The sequence below is a fragment of the Mastigocoleus testarum BC008 genome, assembly GCF_001456025.1.
Taxonomy (GTDB): Bacteria; Cyanobacteriota; Cyanobacteriia; order Cyanobacteriales; family Nostocaceae; genus Mastigocoleus; species Mastigocoleus testarum.
Genome location: NZ_LMTZ01000092.1, coordinates 1 through 23,168, shown reverse-complemented (window position 1 = coordinate 23,168; position 23,168 = coordinate 1). Strand labels below are relative to the sequence as shown.

Below are 23,168 nucleotides of genomic sequence, written 5' to 3'. Positions count from 1 at the left end.
TGAATACCCAAATCATTTATTTATACATCCTAAATAGCTAAAAGCGAACCCTAGGGCGCATACTGTTCGGGCAATTATAATTCTCGAGGGGAAAGGATCTGCATTCCGTCGAGGCAAGCGATTAGCGAGTGACATCAAATATCTTTGTTACCGCATCTATCTATCGCCGTAAACTAAAGTGTTTTTGGTAAATTTCTACCCTCTTTCACCTGTATTATATTTTACGTAACTCCCGATTTTACATCTATCTATATGCATATTTTCGATTATTGGTGTTAGGACTTTGATTTTGAGTCATAAGTCAATTCCTGATAGCACTAAGTACAGCTTTGGGATAATATATTGCGTCCTAACATCGGTAATTAATACGACCTATCAAGAACTAAATTTGTGTTAAGAAAATAACTTAAATCGCATTAATTGTGTTTCTATTGCTTCTGGCAAAGTTTTATTTAATTCCTTACTATTTTTAAACTGTAGAATCTGAGTTTGGGGTAAATCAAATGGAATTTGTCCTGGAAATTCTGGACGTTGCATTTGAACTATCAAGATTTGTTCGATACGTTTGCTTTGAATGGCATAACCAATTTCTATACAAACATTAGGGCTAGGAATTAATTGAATTTTTTCCTGTTTTTCTAACTTTGTAATTGGCGTAACATCAGCAATAAATAGCAAACTTTTCCGGATTTTTCGTAACTTCGTTCGGTTAAGTCTTGTAGGGTTATCTTTTGGTCGAGACGATTCCACCAAAGAAATTGGTAGACGCGATCGCAAGTTCAGTTTTTCTAGACTTTTAAGTAATCCATCTCGTAGCGAGTCAGCTGCTGCTTCAAACTCATTTTGCGAGGAGTAGAAAATAATTGGTTCTAACTGTGATAAGACCGATTGCTTAGTAAAATAAATTTCGTGACTAATCAAATCAATATTAGATACGCAATAACTACCACTACCCTCAATGTAGAATTCTATATTTTCTCCATCCAGATAACGCCAGAACCAAGTTGATTTTTTGATTTCCTGGCTATCTTCCAAAAAGTCTGCTCTCAACCCTGATTTCAAAAGACTTTTCTTGCTCAAACGTATATCTGGAGGACGTTTTTCCAACTCTTGAATTGGCTCATAGTCTTGAAGATACCACCCTCTCAGAGCAATGATCGACATAAGGCGTTGTTTATGACGAATTCAATTTAACTTTGTACAAGCTTACACCCAGCCGGACTCCCTCGAACAACCATAATCGAGTAAATACTCAACTGGGTGCTCAGTCATTATATGCTTTGATAATTTATTCTTCTGTAATTTATTCTTCTGCAATTTATTCTTCTGCAATTTATTCTTTTTCAGTAGTTGGGAACTGCAATGAGTATCAGAAGCGTCATAAGCAACTGACAAGGAAAAAATCATTAGTGGCATTTTTTTGCCTTGCGCTTTTTATTACCTCTTCCCATTCCGGGGTAACGTAGTTAACAATGGGTTGATATGTTTCAAATAATTCAACCTTATGCCTAGAAAACCTAGTGAATACTTAGTGCACGTGATACTTGAAGGCGGACATAAAGAAGAGGTCCGTTTTCCCACAATTCAGGAATTTCAAAAGTGGTACAGTGGGGAGCTTGTGCCAAAATCAGCTTCCAACGACTTTATCAGCGTGCCGATCAAAAATATTCAGGGAGAGTATATGGTTATACGTCCATCCCGAGTATTAGGGTTGCGAGTAGAACCAGTATTTAGTTCTAGTGTAGAAAGATTTACATAATTTCCATAAAAAATCTATGAAAAAAATGTTTGCTTTGGTTTCTTTGAGTCTGGGAATTACTCTTGTAACCCCTGTTTTTTCGGCATCCGCACAGGTCCGGCTACCCAGGAGATTACCGCGTTCATTACCAGTACCGAGTCAGTCACAGGAGTTGTCACCCCAAATACCAAGCAAACTAGAAACACCACCACCAGCCCTCAAGCCAATGGATATGGATTTTGAATGCAGTCCCCGACATGCTTGCTTGGGTTGGGATTCTCAATTATTTTGGGGTAGATTTGGCAAAACTGCCGATCGCTGGTCTATGGTAAGGTCTATCGACCACAGTTTGCGCTATCTCAAAACTCCTACAGCGGCTAGGGTTTATGCTGATTATCCTATAGAAGGAATTACCCTCGAACGGGTACGTCGAAGTTTATTACGTTTTCGCCAACTACTACTAAAGTCCAAAACTCCCACACAGTTACAAGATGCTGTTCGTCGGGAATTTGAATTTTATAAATCTATCGGCAATGACGGTCAAGGAACAGTTAAGTTTACCTCCTACTACGAACCGATATATGAAGCAAGTCGTCAGCGAACATCTGTTTATAAATATCCGTTATATAGACTACCACCAGATTTTGCACAATGGCCCCAACCCCATCCCAAACGCTTAGAACTGGAAGGTAAAGATGGTTTATTGGGGGATAAAAGTCCCCTCAAAGGTTTAGAGTTATTTTGGTTCCGCAATCGTTTAGATGCATATCTAATACATATTCAAGGTTCGGCAAAGTTAAAGTTAACGGACGGTACCACAACATCAGTCGGTTATGCAAACGGAACCCAATATCCTTGGACGAGCATTGGTAAGGAATTACTAAAAGATGAGAGAATTACTCGCAAAAGTGCTTCTATGCCGGGTATTTTACGTCACTTTAAACTGAATCCCGAGGATATGAACGAGTATTTACCCCGTTGGGAACGTTTTATATTTTTTAGGGACAAAGGTAATACACCGGCTGTAGGTAGCATAGGTGTTCCGGTAACTGCAGATCGTTCCATTGCTACTGATAAGTCGATTATGCCCCCTGGCGCTTTAGCGATTATTAATTCTTCATTTCCTTATCCTACTAAAGGGGGAGGATTAACTTATCGTCGGGTGAGTCGCTTTGTGCTGGATCAGGATACCGGTAGTGCAATTAAAGGTCCGGGACGAGTGGATTATTTTGCCGGTCGTGGAAAAATTGCTGGCGATCGCGCCGGGGTTACCGGTGGTCCCGGAACTTTATATTATCTATTGCTTAAAAAATAATTTTATGTTGAAAGGGAACAGCGTGGGAAGTGTGAGGAGTGTGGGGAGTGTGGAAAGTGTGGGGAGTGTGGAAAGTGTGGAAAGTGTGGAAAGTGTGGAAAGTGTGGGAAGAGAGTAAAAACGCTGTAACCTGACAACCCGATCCAAAAAGTTTTGTTTTTTTCAGGACGCGATTTTTGCGTCCTCTATTATTTTTGATTTTTATTTATTCTCCTAATCCCCAGTCCCCAGTCGCCAGTCCCCAATCCCTAATCGCAAAAATAATCCCTACAAATAGTTGCGAGTCATTTAAATTGCATTATGCTATTTACGCAACATGATTTCAAAGTAATTCTATTAACAAAATTATTGTGAGTAATGAAATTTAGCGAAATTGTAGAAAAACTGGGTGAAGCTGCTGTTTCCAATAGTTTGACAATCAATAAAGAACTCGATCCGGAAATTACAGGAACCGCAGCCATTGATGATGAATCAAGTTCTAGCACCATTAGTTATGTTGAAGGGGTAAAATTTAAAACTTTTGTTAATGCTACTAACGCCAGCGCTTTAATTTTACCGAAGGACAAAGACTTACAAACTCAAGCCTTGGAAAGAGGTATAGCTTGGATTGAAACCTCAAATTCAAGACTTTTATTTGCCAAGACTATTGCTATTTTCTATCAACCTTGGCGTCCGGCGGCTGAAATTCATCCCACTGCTGTGATTCATCCCACAGCCAAAATCGGTCTTAATGTCTATATTGGTGCCCATGTTGTTATTCAAGCAGAAGCTGAAATTGGTAACGATGTGTGTATTCATCCCAATGTAGTAATTTACCCCAATTGTAAAATTGGCGATCGCACAATTTTGCACGCCAACTGCAGCATTCACGAACGAACCCAAATTGGTATGGATTGCCAAATTAATAGTGGTTCGGTTATTGGTGCTGAAGGTTTTGGTTTTATCCCAACTGCAACTGGTTGGGAAAAGATGCATCAGTCAGGTTACACAATTTTAGAAGATGGTGTAGAGATTGGTTGCAATACCACCATAGATCGCCCAGCAGTAGGAGAAACAAGAATTGGGCGGAATACAGTTATAGATAATTTAGTCCAAATAGGTCATGGCTGTAAGACCGGTGTAGGTTGTGCGATCGCTGCTCAGACTGGGATGGCTGGAGGTGTAGAGCTTGGAAATCGAGTTATACTTGCCGGACAAGTGGGAATTGCAAACCAGGTAAAATTTGGTGATGGGTCCATCGCCTCGGCAAATTCTGGAGTTCATTCTGATGTTCCTCCCGGAGAAACCGTTTCTGGTTATCCAGCGGTATCCCACAGTCAATATTTGAAAGTATCGGCTATTTTGAACCGTTTACCAGAAATGTATCAAATGTTCAGAAAATGGAAACGAAAGCTAGGAAATCTTTGACTTTTCCTAATGAAGTCCTTCTTACTTAATGTTTGCTTAAGCTTTTTTGTTTGATGCCAAATCCGATTTTTAAAACCCCTTTATATTTTTTGGGATTTCCCCCCACACTTTCCACACCTCCCACACTTCCCTCTCTCATTTTAAAAAGGGGCAATTAACCCGGATTTAGTATGAGTTCCAGCAGCCCCAATATCCGGGGCATTTTAATATTTTGGGGGTACATTTTGGGAATATATTTTGGAAGTAATATCTTATAAGAAAAACTTTATGAATAAAATATTACAAATCAAACTTCTGATATTTTGTTATTGTCAATTGTGCGTGTTAATCTCACCATGATGTTAAAATTTTTCGATCTATATTCGATTTATCAACTTGAAAATATTTTGTATTCCAGCACACATTACAAAATGGTTTAGAACAAAAATCAATTATTTCAATATGTGAAAAATAATCTAATTTTAGCCTGATGTGTTTGACGCACACAAATTATCAATTTCAAAAACTAGTTTTAAAAAACTACAAAAAGATACAAGACATAACATCATAACCTAAAATTAATGGTTATGCTTAACTTTCTCTATTGTGACTAACCTGTCAGAAATTTGCTGAGGCTAATATCAAAAAACACGTTAGAGTATTAGTGAAATTAGTTTGTGTCTATAGTAAATTTTTTTTCATTATGAGATACGGTTGCCATTTCAGGTTATTTAGACAACAATTTATATTCGCATATCTCAATAAATAGCTGAGCACACTGAAAATAAGCTTGCTCCTCTCGGAAATTTCGAGTTAATTAAATTGTATTTGATTCGTTTTGACTTCTCAAACAAAAGAATTTACATAACACACACACATTTTTAGGGGATTTATATTTTACGAGTACGTTCTGCGAATATATCCTTTAATCAAATGGCTATTTACATAAGCTCATGTAGAATTTATAGCGATTGTATTCGTAATTTTATTTATAGCTGATAGAGAAGCATCGGCTAAATTTGTTTGGAGAAATCACTATGCCTCAAATTAATCTTGCGGAAAATATCCGGGGCGAAAAAACGAGTAACTTATCCGTTGGTAAATACACCATTGAACTTAGTAATATCAATGGTGCTGTCATTGAACAGGGAACTAAACCAGAAGTACTTCTAATAGATCCACCTTCCCCAAGCGATGGGGCGCTTACAAAGCTTAAGGGAGATGATGAACTGATAGACTTGGAAAGCATAGTTGAGCAAATTGCTGCAATTCTCCAGTCTAGTCAGTACGTGGAATTACGTAGTAAGCCGGGATTAGAACAAACAGCTTTGTTGCGTTGTTTGGCAAATCACAGTCAAATCAATTCCCTGTTTTCCTATAAGGTTATCTACTTACAGGTATTTCATCCAGAAGTTGAAGACATACTTCAGCGTATTTGGGAAAATTTTTATCGCACCGATATTTCCTATAAACCCACCCCAGAAGAAATTCAGCGAGATATTGCACAGAAGGAAGTATTAGTCGTACTCGACGAAAATAAACTAATACAAGATGAATTTAAAGAACTGTTTAAAAGCGCAGCAAAATGTAAATTTATTTTCACTTCTTCTCAGAGAAAAATCTTAGAGCCCAAAAATGTTATTGATTTAACTGGGTGGAAAGAAAAAGATACAATATTGTTTTTGAAAAATTACTTGCAGCATTCCTTGAATGATGAAGAGCTAGAAGCGGCAAGAGTTTTACATGCAAAACTAAAAGGAAACCCAACATATATCAAGTTAGTAGTAACCAATATTACTCAACGTGGTTTGGCACTAAGTCAATTAGTATCCGAGTTCTCTGATACTGCACCCGAACAGCATATTATTAAATATATCCTTGCATCTCTAACACATCAACAACGCCACATAGTGGATTTACTCACAGTGATGGGAGATGTGGGTCTAGATGGGAATCAAGTAGTATCGATAACCACATCTTCAGAATATTCTCAGATTCTGAAAGAGTTGTGTGAGGTTCATATACTAAGATTCGATGGTTCTCGCTACACTCTCACGCTTGTAATTCGAGAATTTTTGTCTCCTCCAAGTAAATTAATTGAACCCCTAGAAAATGCATTAAATTACTTTAAAAAGGTAGGGCAGAAATATCAATCAAAACCCGATCTCCTATGTCCAGAAATCGATGCCATACTACAACTGTTAGAAATTGCAGTTACAGCGAGTCGTTGGCAAGATGTAGTATTTCTGGGAATGTCTGTAGAAAGTTCCTTAGTCTTAAATAAATCTTGGGGCTTGTGGAAACAAGTACTACAAAGAATATTACAAGCATCGCAAGCTAGCCAAGAAAAAGCAATTCAAGCTTGGGCTTATCACCAGCTGGGTACTTGTTACCTGTGCTTAGAAGATGTTAGTACAGCAACTGATTACTTAAACAAAGCATTAGACATACGTACATCTTTAGACGACCAAACAGCAATTATCGCCACCGGTCATCATTTAGATTTACTCCAACTGAATTTTGATTCCCATTTATCTAGCACTCCAATAGCCGATACCAACGTATTCACAAACGATACGACCTTACTTTATTCGCAACTAGAATCCAATCGGGATGAAACTCAAATTCCTTCTGATACTCATGTTGCAGATAGTAATTTACAGCGGAATGAAGATAAAGAATTACCAACTCGAATATATCGAAAGGGATCGTTCGAATTTTTGAAAAATTCCCCTCCTGAAAAAACTTCTTCCCCATCAAAAGGAATTATTGCTGCAGGGGTTTTCCTGTCTGGAGGATTGGTAGGATTACTCAGTTGGAATCGTATAACTCATACACCTGAAAATTCAACTTCTGATAATCCTCCGGATAATTCCCAATCCATTTCACCTGTGGTAGATTCAGTCCCAAAACCCGTTTCAACTCCTTCCTCGGTTAGTAAGCCTGAGCCCATATATTTGCCTCCAATTCCAGAAATAGCGTTACCAACATCGTCCCAGCTTGGAGAGCCTCCCGCTCCTGAGCCGCCTTTGGTACCATCAGCCGAACATCGGCATCCCCCCAATCAGAGAAATATATATAACTTCAATCCAAAGCTACCCAAAGAAATTCAGAAGAACAATTCTAAGAAAAATCCTAAAAAGTCTAAATCTTCAACTGAATCAACTACCGAATCAGATTTTCCAGGATTGGAATCTCCATCTCCTCCACTTCCCCCCCTGTCACCAAATATAGAACTCAGTCCCAACATCAATCAATCTACTTCCCAAGTTCTCTCTAGTCCTAAAGCTATATCCACACCCAGAGCAAATATCACCCCCACTCCCATTCCAACTCCAAAACCTAATCCGACTCCCAAACCGAATCCAAACCCAAAACCCAGTTCTGCCGATTCAAATTCAGATCATTCAAATTCAGATCATTCAAATTCAGATCATTCAAATTCAGATCGTTCAAGTTCAAAGTCTACAGTTTCACCAAATATCAAAACTGCTCCAGGTAAAAAAAATAAATCTTTACAGAATTCGGGTTCAAACCAAGTAATACCAGAACCTATGGTAGTACCCGGTTTTACACCGATATCTGTGGAATGATTTTGGGTCGTGGGTAATGGGTAGTAGGTAATAGGTAATAGGTAATGGGTAATGGGTAATAGGTAATAGGTAATGGGTAATGGGTAATAGGTAATGGGTAATGGGTGGTAATAGGTAATGGGTAATGGGTAATGGGTAATGGAATGGGTAATGGGAATCATAATTTTTTCCAATCCCCAGTCCCCAATCCCCAGTCCCCAATATCTAATCCTTAATTCCTAACTTTTCTAAAACAGGTTTGGTATCAACTACATGGCGAGATAAACCTAATTCTTTAGGACTTACGCCAACAGCTAAAGCAACTAGTTGGGGGAAATGCAGTACAGGTAAGCCGAGCTTTTCGCCGATGACTTTTTCTACCTCCGGTTGGCGAGAATCTAAGTTCAAGTGACACAAAGGACAGGGAGTTACCAAGCAATCAGCCCCTGCTTCTAAGGCTTCTTGAATGTGTTTCCCAGCCATTTGAAAAGATTCTTTTGCTGCATAACTAGAAAGTGGCCATCCACAACATTGGGTACGACCTCGATAATAAATTGGTGTAGAACCCACAGCACGAAATACATTTTCCATCGCTTCAGGATGAAAAGGATCATCGTTGGTCATGGATTTTTGTGCCCGGAGTAAATAGCAACCATAAAAAGCCGCACATTTTAGGCCCGTTAATTTACGAGTAACTCGTTGGACAATTTCTTCGACACCAAAGTCAGTAACTAAAGCATAAAGAAGATGCTTGACTTGCGTTTTTCCCCGATAGGGCAAACAACCTTCTTTCTCTAAAAAATTATTAACTCGACCTAAATACTCAGGTTGTGTTTTTTGGTATTCTTTAAGCCGTTCATCTACATTGCCAATAACACCTTGACAAGTACTGCAATGGGTTAATAAAGGTAAATTTAATTCCTCCGCTAAAGCAATATTTCGGGCGTTGACAGTATCTTCTAAAAGTTGGGAATCTTCTTTGAATGTACCAGAACCACAGCAAGCTGCTTTTTTGAGTTCAAACAGTTCAATTCCCAGAACTCGGCAAAGAGCAACGGTTGATTGATGGAGCTCGCCACAAGCTCCTTGAGCAACACAACCTGGGTAGTAAGCATATTTTAGTGTCCGCGATAGCATAAAATTCTATTAATTGGGAACATGAAGACTTGACCGAACAATTATCGATCGCAGCTTGTTATGATGGATGATTAATTGTATGCACTGAAAAGTATGTAGTTGAAAAATAGGCGCTAAAAAATTTCATAATAATTGGAAAATAGAAGCATTCTTACGGTGTACCCGATCGCGCTTTCCGATAAGATGTATATGCTCAAAATTATGGCATCATTCAAGAGCCAATTGTAGCAACCTCAAACCAGGATTTTTATCTATGAGTCAAACAGAAATTTTTGAAAAGGTTAAAGAAATTGTTACCGAACAGTTGAGTGTTGAGGCAGAAAAAATCAAGCCTCAATCCAATTTTGCTAACGATCTAGGGGCAGATTCTCTCGATACGGTTGAATTGGTGATGGCTTTGGAAGAGGAATTTGATATTGAAATTCCTGACGAAGCTGCTGAGAAAATTACAACAGTTCAAGAGGCAGTTGATTACATCAACGATAAAGTCGCTGCATCTGCCTAAAATCTGCAGCAATCGAGTATTGGGTGAGGAGTCATGTTGTAAGATAGTCTGATTTTTCCTAACTTCTCTTCTGGGGGAACGCCAGTAAAACCCCGCTTCCTAAAATTTATTTTTTCTGGAATTTATTTTTTCTGGAGTTTATTTTTTTCTGGAATCTATTTCCCTGAATTCTGGAATCTATTTTCCTGAGATTTATTTTCCTGAGATTTATTTGTGGAAGACTTTGGTAAAAATAAAGATTCCCTCAGTATAGTAAAGCGAGCTTACCGGAACCGGGCAAGCTCTCCCAAGTCAAACTTACATCAGTCAGACTTAAAGATTTACAGAATGAAAAACTATAAATCGGGAAAGTAAAAATTAGGAAAAACATTTCTGAGGCTGACTCCTCAGGACTCATAACTTAATAACTCATAACTCATAATTCAGTAGGCAGCTTGGGACTCTGCCTCAATTTCTAGGTAATTTTTTTCTACCATCATGACAGATTATAAACGTAAGCGCGTTGTTGTAACTGGTGTGGGCGCGATTACGCCGATTGGAAATACACCAGATGAATATTGGGAAGGCTTATTAACCGGACGTAACGGAATTGGTGAAATCAGTGCATTTGACGCATCTAAACATAATTGTCGCATAGCTGGTGAAGTAAAAGACTTCGATCCTCAGAAATATATGGCTCGAAAAGAAGCCAAGCGCATGGATCGGTTTTCCCAATTTGGGGTTTCAGCGGCAAAACAAGCTTTGGCAGACGCAAAGTTAGTTATTAACGAACTGAACGCAGAACAAATTGGCGTGATTATTGGTTCTGGTGTTGGTGGTCTAAAAGTAATGGAAGACCAGCAAACAATTTACTTGGATCGCGGACCAGACCGCTGTAGCCCTTTTATGATTCCAATGATGATTGCTAATATGGCTGCGGGCTTGACAGCAATTCATACAGGAGCAAAAGGACCAAACTCTTGTTCCGTAACAGCTTGTGCTGCAGGTTCTAATTCCATTGGTGATGCTTTCCGCGTAATTCAAAACGGTTATGCCCAAGCCATGATTTGTGGCGGATGTGAAGCTGCAATTACACCTTTAGGGATAGCTGGTTTTGCTTCAGCAAGAGCACTTTCAACTCGTAATGATGATCCTCAAAAAGCTTGTCGTCCTTTTGACAAAGACAGAGATGGATTTGTCATGGGTGAAGGTAGTGGAGTGTTAATTTTAGAAGAGCTAGAACACGCAAAAAGCCGTGGTGCTAAAATTTACGCTGAAATTGTTGGTTATGGAATGACTTGTGATGCCTACCACATGACTTCTTTGGAACCTGGTGGAGCAGGACCAGCGCGTGCGATCCAGCTGGCTCTGAAAGATGGTGGACTTACCGCAGAAATGGTGAGTTACGTTAATGCCCATGGTACTAGTACCCCTGTGAACGATCCTAATGAAACTGCTGCAATTAAAAAAGCTTTGGGCGAACATGCTTATAAAATCGCTGTAAGTTCCACCAAGTCAATGACAGGACATTTGTTGGGCGGTTCGGGCGGGATAGAAGCAGTAGCGACAGTATTAGCGATCGCTAACAGCAAAGTTCCACCAACAATTAATTTAGAAAATCCCGATCCAGAATGCGATTTAGATTATGTTGCGAATGAAAGTCGCGCATTACCTGTAGAAGTTGCACTCTCCAATTCTTTTGGATTTGGCGGTCATAACGTCACGTTAGCATTTAGGAAGTACAACTAATTCTTAATATTTAAGTCTCAAAATTTGAGTTGCACGTTTATTTTCTTCCTAGTATTGAAGGAATTGGCAAATCGGTAGCGGGTCACAGTAGCAGGTTCCAAATGAATGAAATTCTGAAAAAATTGTGAAGTGCAGATCCAAAGCAATTTGTAGAAAAAAACAGTTTAGGGAAAAGTGCGTTTCACACTTTCCTATGGCTTTAAGCTTCTCAATTCAGAACTGTGAATCCTGAATTATTTCTGGATTCTGGCTCCTGACTCCTGTTAGCATAGCGAGGTAACTGCGCACAATCCTGCTACATATCTCTAGGCAATACTAGGAGTGAATTAGCCTTCATTTTTCGGTGTGACTGACAACGGAATAACGACTGTTACACTTCGTAAAATGAATGTGAATCTGAAAGGTCGAGATATTAATCCCAAATTTTCGCTCCTTGTGAGAGAGCAAGTCACAATGGGATGATGGATATGCAGTCTTGGGAAAATTTAAAACAAACCCGAGCAAGATGCTCATGAGAGTACTAACCCGTCGTTAAGAATAAGAGATTATGGCTGTTGCAACCCAATCCCTTGAACAACTTTGTATTAATTCGATTCGCTTTTTAGCAATTGATGCTGTAGAAAAAGCGAAATCTGGTCACCCTGGTTTACCAATGGGTGCAGCACCGATGGCGTTTGTACTTTGGGACCGTTTCATGCGGTATAACCCCAAAAATCCCAAGTGGTTCAACCGCGATCGCTTTGTTTTGTCTGCTGGTCATGGTTCCATGTTGCAGTATGCTCTACTGTACCTGGCTGGTTTTGACAGCGTGAGTATCGAAGATATCAAACAATTTCGTCAGTGGGGTTCTCCAACTGCTGGACACCCAGAAAACTTTGTCACACCAGGGATAGAAGTAACCACCGGTCCATTAGGTCAAGGAATTGCTAATGGAGTTGGTTTGGCGATGGCGGAAGCACACCTTGCTGCTAAGTTCAACAAACCGGATGCAAAGATTGTTGACCACTACACCTATGTTATTTTAGGTGATGGTTGTAACATGGAAGGCGTTTCCGGTGAAGCTTGTTCTTTTGCTGGACACCAAGGGCTAGGTAAACTGATTGCTCTGTACGACGACAACCATATTTCCATCGACGGTTCTACCGATCTTGCATTCACCGAAGATGTTTCTAAGCGCTTTGAAGCTTATGGTTGGCATGTTCTTCACGTTAAAGATGGTAATAACGATTTAGAAGGAATTGCTAAAGCCATCGAAGAAGCAAAATCTGTTACCGACAAACCATCGATGATTAAGGTAACAACTACCATCGGTTACGGTGCGCCCAACAAACAAAATACATCGGGAATTCACGGTTCTGCTCTTGGAACTGATGAAGTTAAAGCTACCCGTGAAAATTTGGGTTGGGAATACGAACCCTTTGATTTACCAGCAGATGCTTTATCTCACATGCGTAAAGCTGTAGATCGTGGTGCTGGCTACGAAGCTGATTGGGAAAAAGCCTACGCTGACTATAAAGCTAAATATCCCCAAGAAGCAGCTGAATTTGAACGTCAAATTAACGGTCAACTTCCCGATGGTTGGGATAAAGTATTACCTAGCTATACTCCTGCAGATAAAGGACTTGCTACCCGCAAACATTCTGAAACCTGCCTCAATGCTTTAGCATCGGTAATACCTGAATTCATTGGTGGTTCTGCGGATTTAACCGGCTCTAACCTGACCAAAATCAAAGATAATGGAGCATTCCAAAAAGGACAGCACCAAAACCGTAACGTCCACTTTGGCGTGCGGGAACATGGTATGGGTGCAATTTGTAACGGTATTGGATTGCATGGTTCGGGATTAATTCCTTACGGTGCAACCTTTCTGATCTTCACAGACTACATGCGTGCAGCCATCCGCCTATCTGCTCTATCCCAAGTTGGAGCCATTTGGGTGATGACCCACGATTCCATTGGACAAGGTGAAGATGGTCCTACCCACCAACCCATCGAAACTTTAGCTTCACTAAGAGCTATTCCTAACTTGACAGTATTTCGTCCTGCAGATGGAAACGAATGTTCTGGCGCTTACAAAGTAGCGGTCGAGAATGCTAAGCAAAATAAACCCACTTTGTTAGCCTTCACTCGTCAAGGTGTACCTAATTTGGCTGGAAGTTCTGCAGCAAATGCAGCTAAAGGTGCATACACTGTAGTTGATTGCGACGGTACTCCCGATATAATCCTAATTGGTACTGGTTCTGAATTACAGCTCTGTGTGGGTGCAGCTGAAAAACTCACCGACAAGAAAGTTCGAGTTGTTTCTATGCCTTCTTGGGAAATGTTCGAAGCACAGGATGCAGCTTACCAAGAATCTATTTTACCGAAAGCTGTCACCAAACGTGTAGCTGTAGAAGCTGGTGTGAGCTTTGGTTGGGAAAGATACATCGGTGCTGAAGGTGGTAGTGTAACCATCAACCGTTTTGGTGCTTCTGCTCCTGGCGCTGTTTGTATGGAGAAATTCGGCTTTAGCATTGATAATGTAGTTGCCAAAGCTAAAGAAGTTTTGGGTTAGTAGTAAATAAATAATCTCTGAATAAAAGTTTGGGGTGGGCGAAGATTAGCCCGCCTTTTTTGTGTTTGAAGGGAATGGAGAACAGGGAACAGATAATAAAAATTATACCAATTCAATCAATCATTGCAATAGATTCTCCCGTAGAGACTTACCACGGTACGTCTCTACAAAAATTTATTTGTCTCATTATTTTTCTAAATTGGTATAAGACTACACTTTAGTCAAACTATTCCATATACTCGTATTTACAAGTAATTTTCTTGATTCATTAAAGTTGGTAACATAATAATAAATTCTGTACCTTTACCAGGTTCAGATATTACTTCTATTTCGCCCTTATGTTTTTTAACAATACTGTAGGAAATCGATAAACCTAAACCGGTACCTTTACCTATGGGCTTGGTTGTAAAAAAGGGGTCAAATAACTTTTCTTGAATATTTAAAGGGATCCCTGGACCATTATCTTTAATTCTTATACGTACAGATTTATTTACTTTAGTTTCAAGAACCTCTGTCTGAATTCTAATCTGTTTACTAAATTCCTCCGGCTGTTCTTGTAAAGCATCCATTCCATTGTTAAGGATATTCATAAAAACCTGGTTTAGTTGTGCTGGATAACACTCAACCAGCATCAAATCTCCATATTGTCTTACCACCTCAATTCCTTTTTTGATTTGGTGATTGAGTAGTAATAAAGTACTCTCAATACCTTCATGAATATCAATAGCTTTAGCTTCAGCTTCATCCAAGCGAGAAAAATTACGTAATGAGAGGACAATATCACGGATACGTTGAGCACCTATTTTCATTGAAGAAAGAGTTTTGGGTAAATCATCGGTAACAAACTCTAAATCAATGTTTTCAATTTCCTCTAAAATTTTTGGACTGACATCAATGTGTTCTTCTTGATAAAGCTTTAACAAAGCTAACAAATCGTCAACGTAGCTATTAACATGCCGAATATTGCCGTATATAAAGTTTACTGGATTATTTATTTCATGAGCTACCCCAGCTACCATTTGACCCAAACTAGACATCTTTTCAGTTTGAATTAATTGGGATTGTGTTTGCTGGAGATTTTGTAAAGCTTGGGAAAGTTCCTGTGTTCGTTCTTCCACTCTTTGCTCTAATGTTTGTCGAGCAAGCTCTAACTCATGGATATACTTGGAAACTGTCTGAATCATCTGGTTGAAGGAACTCGCTAATAATCCTACTTCATCTTTGGTAGTAACTGGGACTATAAGGTCAAAATTAGACTCATTAGCAACTTTTTGAGCAACTTTTGTAACTGCTGTTAACGGATAAGTTATGAGCCAAGTTGTAAAAAATGCTAAGAAAATAGCGATAGCTACTGACAGCAAAATACTATATTTGGTTATATCTGCCTGTAATTGTATAGCCAGATTCAAGTTAGTGTTTGCTGCTCGTTTTTTATCTTCCGCAAAGGCAATTAATTTATTTAGTTCTTGAATATCTTTTTCTAACTGTAATGCTTCTAGGGACTCAAGGAAATTTACCAAAAGATTTCTAGAATTTCTGGTATCTATTGTTTGGTTGTCGGAATTAATAATATTGAATTTATTAATGGTAGTGACTAATTTTTTTCTATATGTTTGTGTTGTGTCTTTATGTTTTTGAATAAAATTTTGCAAATCTGCTAGGTTTTGCCGTTGTAATCCTTGATTTTCATGACTTATCTCATTTTCTAATTCAGATAAAACAGCAATTATCTTATCAGAGTGTATCAATAAATAGCTACTGTAGTTTTCTAATAAATGGGGATTTGTGATGTAAGGAATAAACTGAGATTTTGTCTCTAATAAAGAATCTTTCAATTGCATCAGCAAAGCTGATTCTCTGTGACTAATTTCTTGTTGTTTTAAAGCAGGTTGTTTCCAATAAACATCTCCTACGAATAAACCAACAGTTATTCCCATAGCAGCAATACCAATGGTAATTCCATAACCTATGGTAATTTTATGACCAATCTTGGTCTTATCTATTATTCTTTGGAACCAGCTGTAACTATTTTTTTGGAATATATTTTCTGCTTGGGAATTCATCCAAGAAATTTTTAGTCTATTTCCCGAGAGTAAACTTGATTTTATAGATTTCATAATCAAGATTTAAAAGTATGTAAATATATTTATAGACTTGCTTGTAAATCCAGTTAATAAAAACTCCTGTAACATTTAAATGAATATTTAATATTCCATTAATCATTAACGAGTCTTTTATTGCTGTATTGAGTCACTAAAAAACTTTAGATCATAAGTGATTGTTGTCTTTGTTTATGTTTTTTGGAAAATTAAAATTAAATAATTACTTTGATATATAACTTATGATATAAATGTTGAGCACAAAATATAAAAACTATTATTACTTAAAGCGATGGTATATTATAAATAATTCTATTTTTATCATTAAGCTAACTGTTTGAAATCAGTATTTATAACATAAAAATATTTTTGGTGATTCAAAACAGGCTAATTAAATAGAAAGCGTAGTTGATTTCAGTTATTTTGCTGGTATAAATGGGAAAAATATAAATAGATAAATATAATATTTTTGAACATAAATTGCTAAAAATAAAATGATATATTTAAAGCAATCTGTATTAATATCACTAACTTTATTTACTGCTTCATTTTTACAAGCTTGTAGTCAATATCCATCAAAAAATACTATTTCCTATGCTCAAGATAATTTGACGTTAACTGGATCCAGTACCATCAAACCTTTAGTTGTAGCGATCGCTAAGCGTTATCAAGCTAAATATCCCAAGGTACGAATTAACATTAAAACTGGTGGTTCTTCTCAAGGAATTAAGGATGCTAGCGAAGGAAATGTTGATATTGGTATGGTTTCGCGTTCTTTAAAAGCAAAGGAAAAACATTTATTACCATTTACCATTGCTAAAGATGGTATATCGGTACTAATACATAAAAACAACTCAATTAAAAGTCTTACGAATAAACAAATCGTTGACATATACACTAATAAAATCAACAATTGGCGACAAGTTGGTGGTAAAGATGCGCCAATTTTTGTTGTCAGCAAAGCAGAAAATCATTCTACTGGTAAGCTGTTTGCTAAATTCTTTCAAGTTCCGATCAAAGATATTAGTGCGGATAAAATTATTGGTGATAATCCAGAAGCGATTGTAGCAGTTAACGAAAATCCTAACACTATTGCTTACGTATCTATTGGTGCGGCTGAATATGATATCGTTCACGGTGCACCTTTAAAACTCTTACCGATTGAGGGAGTCGCTGCTACGATCGCAAATGTCAAAAATGGTATCTTTCCCCTTTCCCGTCCTCTAAATTTAGTGACGAATTCTAAACCAACTGGATTAAAAAAAGACTTTATTGACTTTGCTCGTTCTGAAAAAGTATATGACTTAGTAAGGGAGCAATCCTTTGTGCCAACAAAATCAGAATCTACGCTTTAAGGGAATCTAAATTTTAATAACCCATCAGATCAGGACTTACGCAACTGTCACAGTGCGCTCGCCAATATATAGTATTTATGTATTACTTTGTTCAGAGTTTCGAAGCTTTAGAATCTAATATCCCGATTTACACTACATTTGTCCAAGCTCAAGTGGAAATAGAACTTGAGCAGCAGGTAGAAATTAGATAAATTTGTGCTGTATCTGGTGTGTTCGCAAACCCCAACAAGCACCAAAAACCTCTCCCCAAATTTCTTTTCGTAAATGGAGAGAGGTTTGAAGGTCAAAGAACCGCAACTTCAAAAAACCACAAATTCAAAAAACCACAATTAAATATTCACAATATAAGGAAAATTGATCGCTCCAACCCTAGCATCATTGACTAATGCTTGATACACCATCACCGCAACTTCAGCCCTTGTTGCATCGCGGGTGGGGTTAAGCTGTTTCAAATTGGGATAATTCACGATCAGTTGTTTTTCAACTGCTGTAGCTACTTCATCTTTAGCATATTGAGGAATATTCCCTCTGTCATTGAAGTAATTTAAATTATTCTCTACTCCACCAAGGAGTTTGAGTCCGTTAACTAAAGAAACAATTACTTGAACCCGTTGGATATTTTGATTGGGGTGGAAGGTTCGGTCTGGAAAACCTGAAAGGAAACCACCTTCATAAGCTTGTTGAATTACTCGATTAGCCCAAAAATTTTCCTTAACATCTTTGAATTTAATCGCTTCCCGTTTCGCAGGTGGGTTAAAAGCTTTGACAAGTAAAGCAGCATATTGCGCCCGTGTCATCGTAACATCGGGTTTAAAAGTAAGGTCGGGATAACCTTTGACTATATCTATTCTGACCAATTCTTGAATAAATATTTCCCCCCAATGACCAGAAATATCCCTTAATCTAGTAGGGTTTGGTAAAGGAGTTGGGTCTGGTACGGGAATAGGTACAGGCGTAGGATCCGGTTCTGGTGTGGGGTTTGGTACGGGAATAGGTACAGGTGCAGGATCTGGTTCCGGTGTGGGATTTGGTTGTGGTGTTGGGTTAGGTGCGGGTGTTGGGTTAGGTGCAGGTGTGGGATTCGGTTCCGGTGTTGGAGATTGATTATCTATTAGTTCCACATTACCTTTTACTTTGCTCGGATCGATTTGATTCCCGATCGCAATCAGCTTATTAGAAGTTGCATTTTGCAGGTCAAATTTACCGTTGTTGCGTAGGATGTTACCACCAGGGTCATTGCTACTACCCATATCGGGGAGAGAGTCACGAATCATTGTCAAACCATCATCTGTATTTCTTTCACAGATGTTTTGACGCAATATGGGACGAGCGCTACCGGAAATAACAATTCCATTTCGGTTCTCAGAAATTTTATTATTAATTATTTTCGGTGCAGCGCGATCGCTAATAGCAATTCCGTAACCAGTTCTTATACAGGTGTTACCGCGAATCTCACCAGTACTATCTCGAGCGATGGAAATACCGTTAGCATCATTTTCAACAAATATACTATCGAAAATCTTCGGATTTGCATCGCCACTAGCAAAAACACCCTCGCGTTTGCATTTGGTAAAAGTACAATTAGCTACCGTGGGTGCAGTTGACTCAATCCAAACGGCAGTACCACGAGTATCGGGACTAGTAACTGTTACTCCTCTTAATTCAGTATTATCATCAAGAATGATCGTGATATTTTGACGGGCAAAAGTACGACTGAGATACTCTCCACTACCTTCAATTAGAATACCTGCGCCTTTGTTACTTTCATTACCAAAAACAGTGACTCCACTAGGAATATTTAAAGGAAATTCTTCACCAGTATCACCGTTATATTTACCATCTGCCAGTTGGATTTTAGTTCCGGATTTTGCTATCTTAAGGGCTTGAGTTATAGTTTTTAATGGTGTTTGTTGGCTACCACTTGCACTATCGCTGCCAATAGTTGAATTTACGTAAATAATTTCAGACATACTGATATTCTTAGACACCACGACATCTTAGCGTACACATCATAGATATCTAATAATTTTGGCAACAAATAATACAGATAAATAGTAGACTAATATATAACCCGCCACTACCGATTTGAATGTAGCAGTAAAGATATCGGTTAAGACACTAAGGAAAAGTAATTTTCTCAATTATTACTAAATTTTCATCGTCAAAGCTCAGCATTACCCGCAGCAAAATTACTTATGTTTCCCACATCGGCAGCACATTATAATTTTCACGGCGTTTATTTCTATCCAATTCATAGTGGTGCATCACGCAATACCCACGGTACTCCTTCGCTAGTTGGGACAACACACCCTACCTCCACTAAGCTTGCTCGCTTTTGATTTCCTCAATAAGATCGATCCCTTTTTGAACTTCCGTAGTTTGTCCTTGTGTTTTAAAGATATCTATAGCTTTTTGTAGATCGGCGATGGCTCCATCAATATCGTCTAAACTATAACGTGCGATTGCTCGATTTCCATACGCTTGAGCATAATCAGGATTGATTTCTAAAGCTTTAGTGTAATCTTTGATAGCTTCCTCAAATTCTTGTAACTCAGTACGGAGATTACCTCGGTTGTAATATGTATGAGCGCTATTGGGATCTATTTCTAAAGCTTTAGTGTAATCTGCAACCCCTCCTCGATAGTCTTGCATCTGAACGCGGATGTTTCCCCTGCGGTTATAAGTTTCAATATCATTAGGTTTAAGCTGTAAAACTTTTGTATAATCTGCAACTGCCGCGCCATAATTTTTTAAACCATGATAAGCAAGAGCGCGATTTAAATAAACAGATGCATCGTTAGAATTGTCGCGTAATACTCGATTATAATCTGCGATCGCAGCTTGAAATGCTTGTAGACGGTAATGAGCGATCCCGCGATTTAAATAAGCATAGGAATGATTGGGATCGATTTTTAAAGCCCGAGTATAATCTTGTATTGCTCCCGCTCCATCTCCTGAATCATCACGAGCATTACCCCTACTAATATAGATATCCGCATGGTTCGGACTTATTTTTAAAGCTTCGCTATAATCAGAAATTGCACCGCGATAATCTCTTAACTGATAACGTACAAGTCCTCTTTTGTAATAAGCATCAGAATTTGAAGGATTCATTAGCAATGCTCGATCAAAATTAGCTATTGCTTCTTTGAGATTTCCTCTTAAGTAATGCTGATTTCCTCTGCTTATGTAATATGAGACTTTTGTATTACCATTAACTGATGCTTCGATCCCAGAACCTCGAAGAGTTTTTATTGATAAATTTGCTGTTGCTGCTACCAATTCACGCTCTGTTGTTTTTGTAGCTTTAGCTTGTATGTAATCGGGTACAAATACATCTACCGCAGCAAAAGCACCCAATACCAAAAGCATTGAAGCAATTCTCGATCCTTTCATCTTGACTTCTCCGGGCTCTACCTTACTTTCCGTAATTAAAATTGATTTAGTTTTTCACATGTAATCAATCGCTATCAGGTCAACTTTCCGCAATTAACTAACCATTAATTAGCTATATACTTAACCTTCACGACTGAATTCACACATCAAGTCAACTGATTGATGTATGAGATATTTTATTTTTGCTCGAATAAAAGCACTCAGTTCTGCTTAAGGGTATATCAACTCTCTTTCTTGGATAAGAAGAGTTTAAGTCTTGCTGTTTTCCTTTGATTTCGGAGTTAATAAAGTTTTGAAACCTTTATTGTTCTCCGCTTACAACAAATGGTTATCCCTGATTTTATTTATCTGGTATTCAAAATTTACGACTGACAGTAAATAAATACCAAAGCCTAACAAGCATTTCCTGAAACAGTCTGCTGAAAATTACTATTTAAACTGTTTTACTGGTACGTAAAGATAATGCAGTTAGTTAAAACTATTCAGTTAAGTCTTAAATAAAGACAACCCTTCTCTAATAAGTTTCAATAACAGGGTTCGACACTAAACTATATTGTCTAGGGAACTACTATGGAACGATTCGGGTTATATATTACTCTTTTATTATAGGTTTTTTTGTGATTTGCAGCACACTTTTTTATACTTAGATAAAATAGAAACTAGTGATTTAAAATTCCCTGAGATGCGATCGCGATCGCAGACAAATCTAAAATAAAGCACTCTCTAATTTAAAAGAACCGATTTTTTGGTTTGCAACATCTATTTTTTCTTATGTTTGGCATTTGAGGAAAATAACAAGCCCCTACTCGATTTTGTGTTTTCAAAAGTCATAGAAAAAGGGTGACTGTAAAAAAAACTCCGCATAGGACGTTATTTGTAGCTAAAATTGTTATTTATTACTTGGATAGTACTTAAATGCTAATCAATATAGAGTATGTATCGTAACTTCATTAGCAAGTATTTACCCTACTGTATAGTAATTTCAGCATCCTAAGTAACTTCAATTGCGCATACAGCTATTATTTCGTTGTATGATGTCTACCATATTGACTATTAAGAAATATATTTATATTCCCCAGTAATTAAAAATTTTTGCAGAAGTACAGTAATAAAGTAGGCCACAAATTTTTACCGAGCATCATAATTTTTTAGTCTGTGTCGGTCGTATTTTATTTCTATAGCGATCATAAATTATTTATAATAATCAATATTATTTATAACAATCAATATTATAAAGACGTGACAGAACTGAATCCGCGCACCTACAGTGAGCTAAGTTTTGTCTGTTCACAAATCTAATCGGATTGCTACAGTGAGTTAGGTCGTCAGAGATATATCTCATAATTTTCTATTATGAATAATGTATTCATGTATTCATGTATTTATAATTATGATTCTATATTTATTTGATATCTATTTGATATTAATTATCTTATCTTCACTGACTTTAATTATTTACAAAAAATTATTGTCTGTTTGGAACTTGCTGTAACTTTTTACCACATATTTTACAGAAATTAGCATCTGGGTCGTGAAAAGCTAGACCACAGTTATCACAAAGTATTTTTATTTTATTAGATATTTCGATTAGTCGTTTTACGAGATCGCCAATTTGCCAAGGGATTAAAGTGATCCCTGTTAAAATCATCAAAACTGTTAACAAACGACCACTATTAGAAATTGGAGTAACATCACCAAAACCTACGGTCGTCATAGTTACAATAGAAAAATAAAATGCATCTAAAAAATTACGAAAATTATCAGGATTTACTGAATGTTCGACTTGATAAATTAAGCCCGAATAAACAAAAATAATTGCAAATAAAGTAAATAATATGCGGACAAATATCAATAAATCTTCATTACTAAGAATTCCAAATAAAGACTTTTGTTCTATAAACCGAATCAAACGCAAAATCCTAAACCATCGCAGTATGCGAATAAAACTAATATCAACAAATCCAATAAAACCAGGTAATATAGCTACCAAGTCAATGATTGCATAAAAACTGAATATATATTGAAATTTATTTTCCTGACTCCATAAACGTAATAGATACTCAATAGCAAAGCAAATTAAAATAGTTGTATTTATGATGCTAAGTATAAATTGTATGTTAGCCGGAATTGAATAAGTTTGGATGACAAAAATCCCTGAAGATATAATAATTAGAAAAACTATTACTAAATTAATTACTTGGTTTTTCTGTGCGTCTAAGTTTTCGATTAAAAATGTAAATCTATCTTTATTTAGTGACATAGCTAAGTTCACCACAAAGTTATTTGTAATATTACTTTTAATCTCTGATACTATAGGAATCATATTTGATTTATGAAAAAAACTACGAGATAATACGGGCAAAGATATCGGTCTAACAACGAA

Annotated in this window: 14 protein-coding genes; 8 read left to right on the top strand and 6 right to left on the bottom strand. The window is 37.4% G+C overall.

Annotated features, from left to right (window positions below; translation table 11 throughout):
* Window positions 1–393: 393 nt before the first annotated feature.
* On the bottom strand, window positions 394–1,164 hold the full coding sequence (locus BC008_RS18300; RefSeq protein WP_027845786.1) for a hypothetical protein: 771 nt from the start codon (window positions 1,162–1,164) through the stop codon (window positions 394–396).
* A 340-nt stretch (window positions 1,165–1,504) separates the two neighbouring features.
* Here BC008_RS18300 and BC008_RS18290 point away from each other — a divergent pair, with 340 nt between their 5' ends.
* The 4 genes from BC008_RS18290 (at window position 1,505) to BC008_RS18275 (ending at window position 8,032) form a co-directional block, all read left to right on the top strand.
* On the top strand, window positions 1,505–1,759 hold the full coding sequence (locus tag BC008_RS18290) for a hypothetical protein (protein ID WP_058183734.1): 255 nt from the start codon (window positions 1,505–1,507) through the stop codon (window positions 1,757–1,759).
* A gap of 16 nt (window positions 1,760–1,775) precedes the next feature.
* Window positions 1,776–3,053 (top strand): murein transglycosylase A, encoded by a 1,278-nt coding sequence (mltA, locus tag BC008_RS18285; RefSeq protein ID WP_027845788.1) that lies wholly within the window; start codon window positions 1,776–1,778, stop codon window positions 3,051–3,053.
* Between the two features lie 357 nt (window positions 3,054–3,410).
* Complete coding sequence (lpxD, locus tag BC008_RS18280; RefSeq protein ID WP_027845789.1) at window positions 3,411–4,460, top strand: UDP-3-O-(3-hydroxymyristoyl)glucosamine N-acyltransferase; 1,050 nt, start codon at window positions 3,411–3,413, stop codon at window positions 4,458–4,460.
* A 1,016-nt stretch (window positions 4,461–5,476) separates the two neighbouring features.
* Window positions 5,477–8,032: a tetratricopeptide repeat protein gene (locus BC008_RS18275; RefSeq protein WP_027844039.1), complete on the top strand. Its 2,556-nt coding sequence runs from the start codon at window positions 5,477–5,479 to the stop codon at window positions 8,030–8,032.
* A 204-nt stretch (window positions 8,033–8,236) separates the two neighbouring features.
* Here the strand turns inward: BC008_RS18275 and BC008_RS18270 are convergent, their stop codons facing one another.
* Window positions 8,237–9,148, bottom strand: coding sequence for a CoB--CoM heterodisulfide reductase iron-sulfur subunit B family protein (locus BC008_RS18270; protein WP_027844040.1), 912 nt, complete (start codon window positions 9,146–9,148; stop codon window positions 8,237–8,239).
* A gap of 253 nt (window positions 9,149–9,401) precedes the next feature.
* Here BC008_RS18270 and acpP point away from each other — a divergent pair, with 253 nt between their 5' ends.
* The 3 genes from acpP to tkt all read left to right on the top strand — a co-directional run bounded on the left by acpP (window position 9,402) and on the right by tkt (window position 13,935).
* Complete coding sequence (gene acpP, locus BC008_RS18265) at window positions 9,402–9,653, top strand: acyl carrier protein (RefSeq protein WP_027844041.1); 252 nt, start codon at window positions 9,402–9,404, stop codon at window positions 9,651–9,653.
* 477 nt (window positions 9,654–10,130) lie between these two features.
* A complete protein-coding gene (fabF, locus tag BC008_RS18260; RefSeq protein WP_027844042.1) occupies window positions 10,131–11,381 on the top strand; it encodes a beta-ketoacyl-ACP synthase II in 1,251 nt (416 codons plus the stop codon).
* A 547-nt stretch (window positions 11,382–11,928) separates the two neighbouring features.
* Window positions 11,929–13,935: a transketolase gene (gene tkt, locus BC008_RS18255; RefSeq protein WP_027844043.1), complete on the top strand. Its 2,007-nt coding sequence runs from the start codon at window positions 11,929–11,931 to the stop codon at window positions 13,933–13,935.
* 245 nt (window positions 13,936–14,180) lie between these two features.
* Here the strand turns inward: tkt and BC008_RS18250 are convergent, their stop codons facing one another.
* A complete protein-coding gene (locus tag BC008_RS18250; protein WP_027844044.1) occupies window positions 14,181–16,052 on the bottom strand; it encodes a sensor histidine kinase in 1,872 nt (623 codons plus the stop codon).
* Window positions 16,053–16,528: 476 nt separating this feature from the next.
* Between BC008_RS18250 and BC008_RS18245 the strand changes: the two genes are divergently transcribed.
* Complete coding sequence (locus BC008_RS18245; protein WP_027844045.1) at window positions 16,529–17,389, top strand: phosphate ABC transporter substrate-binding protein; 861 nt, start codon at window positions 16,529–16,531, stop codon at window positions 17,387–17,389.
* A 329-nt stretch (window positions 17,390–17,718) separates the two neighbouring features.
* Here the strand turns inward: BC008_RS18245 and BC008_RS18240 are convergent, their stop codons facing one another.
* The 3 genes from BC008_RS18240 to BC008_RS18230 all read right to left on the bottom strand — a co-directional run bounded on the left by BC008_RS18240 (window position 17,719) and on the right by BC008_RS18230 (window position 23,045).
* The gene (locus BC008_RS18240) at window positions 17,719–19,359 is read right to left on the bottom strand and encodes a DUF1565 domain-containing protein (RefSeq protein ID WP_027844046.1); all 1,641 of its coding nucleotides are present in this window, start codon (window positions 19,357–19,359) and stop codon (window positions 17,719–17,721) included.
* A gap of 349 nt (window positions 19,360–19,708) precedes the next feature.
* Entirely contained in the window at window positions 19,709–20,785 is a 1,077-nt protein-coding gene (locus BC008_RS18235; protein ID WP_058183736.1) for a tetratricopeptide repeat protein, read from the bottom strand.
* Between the two features lie 1,465 nt (window positions 20,786–22,250).
* Complete coding sequence (locus BC008_RS18230) at window positions 22,251–23,045, bottom strand: ion transporter (protein WP_027844047.1); 795 nt, start codon at window positions 23,043–23,045, stop codon at window positions 22,251–22,253.
* Between the last annotated feature and the right edge of the window lie 123 nt (window positions 23,046–23,168).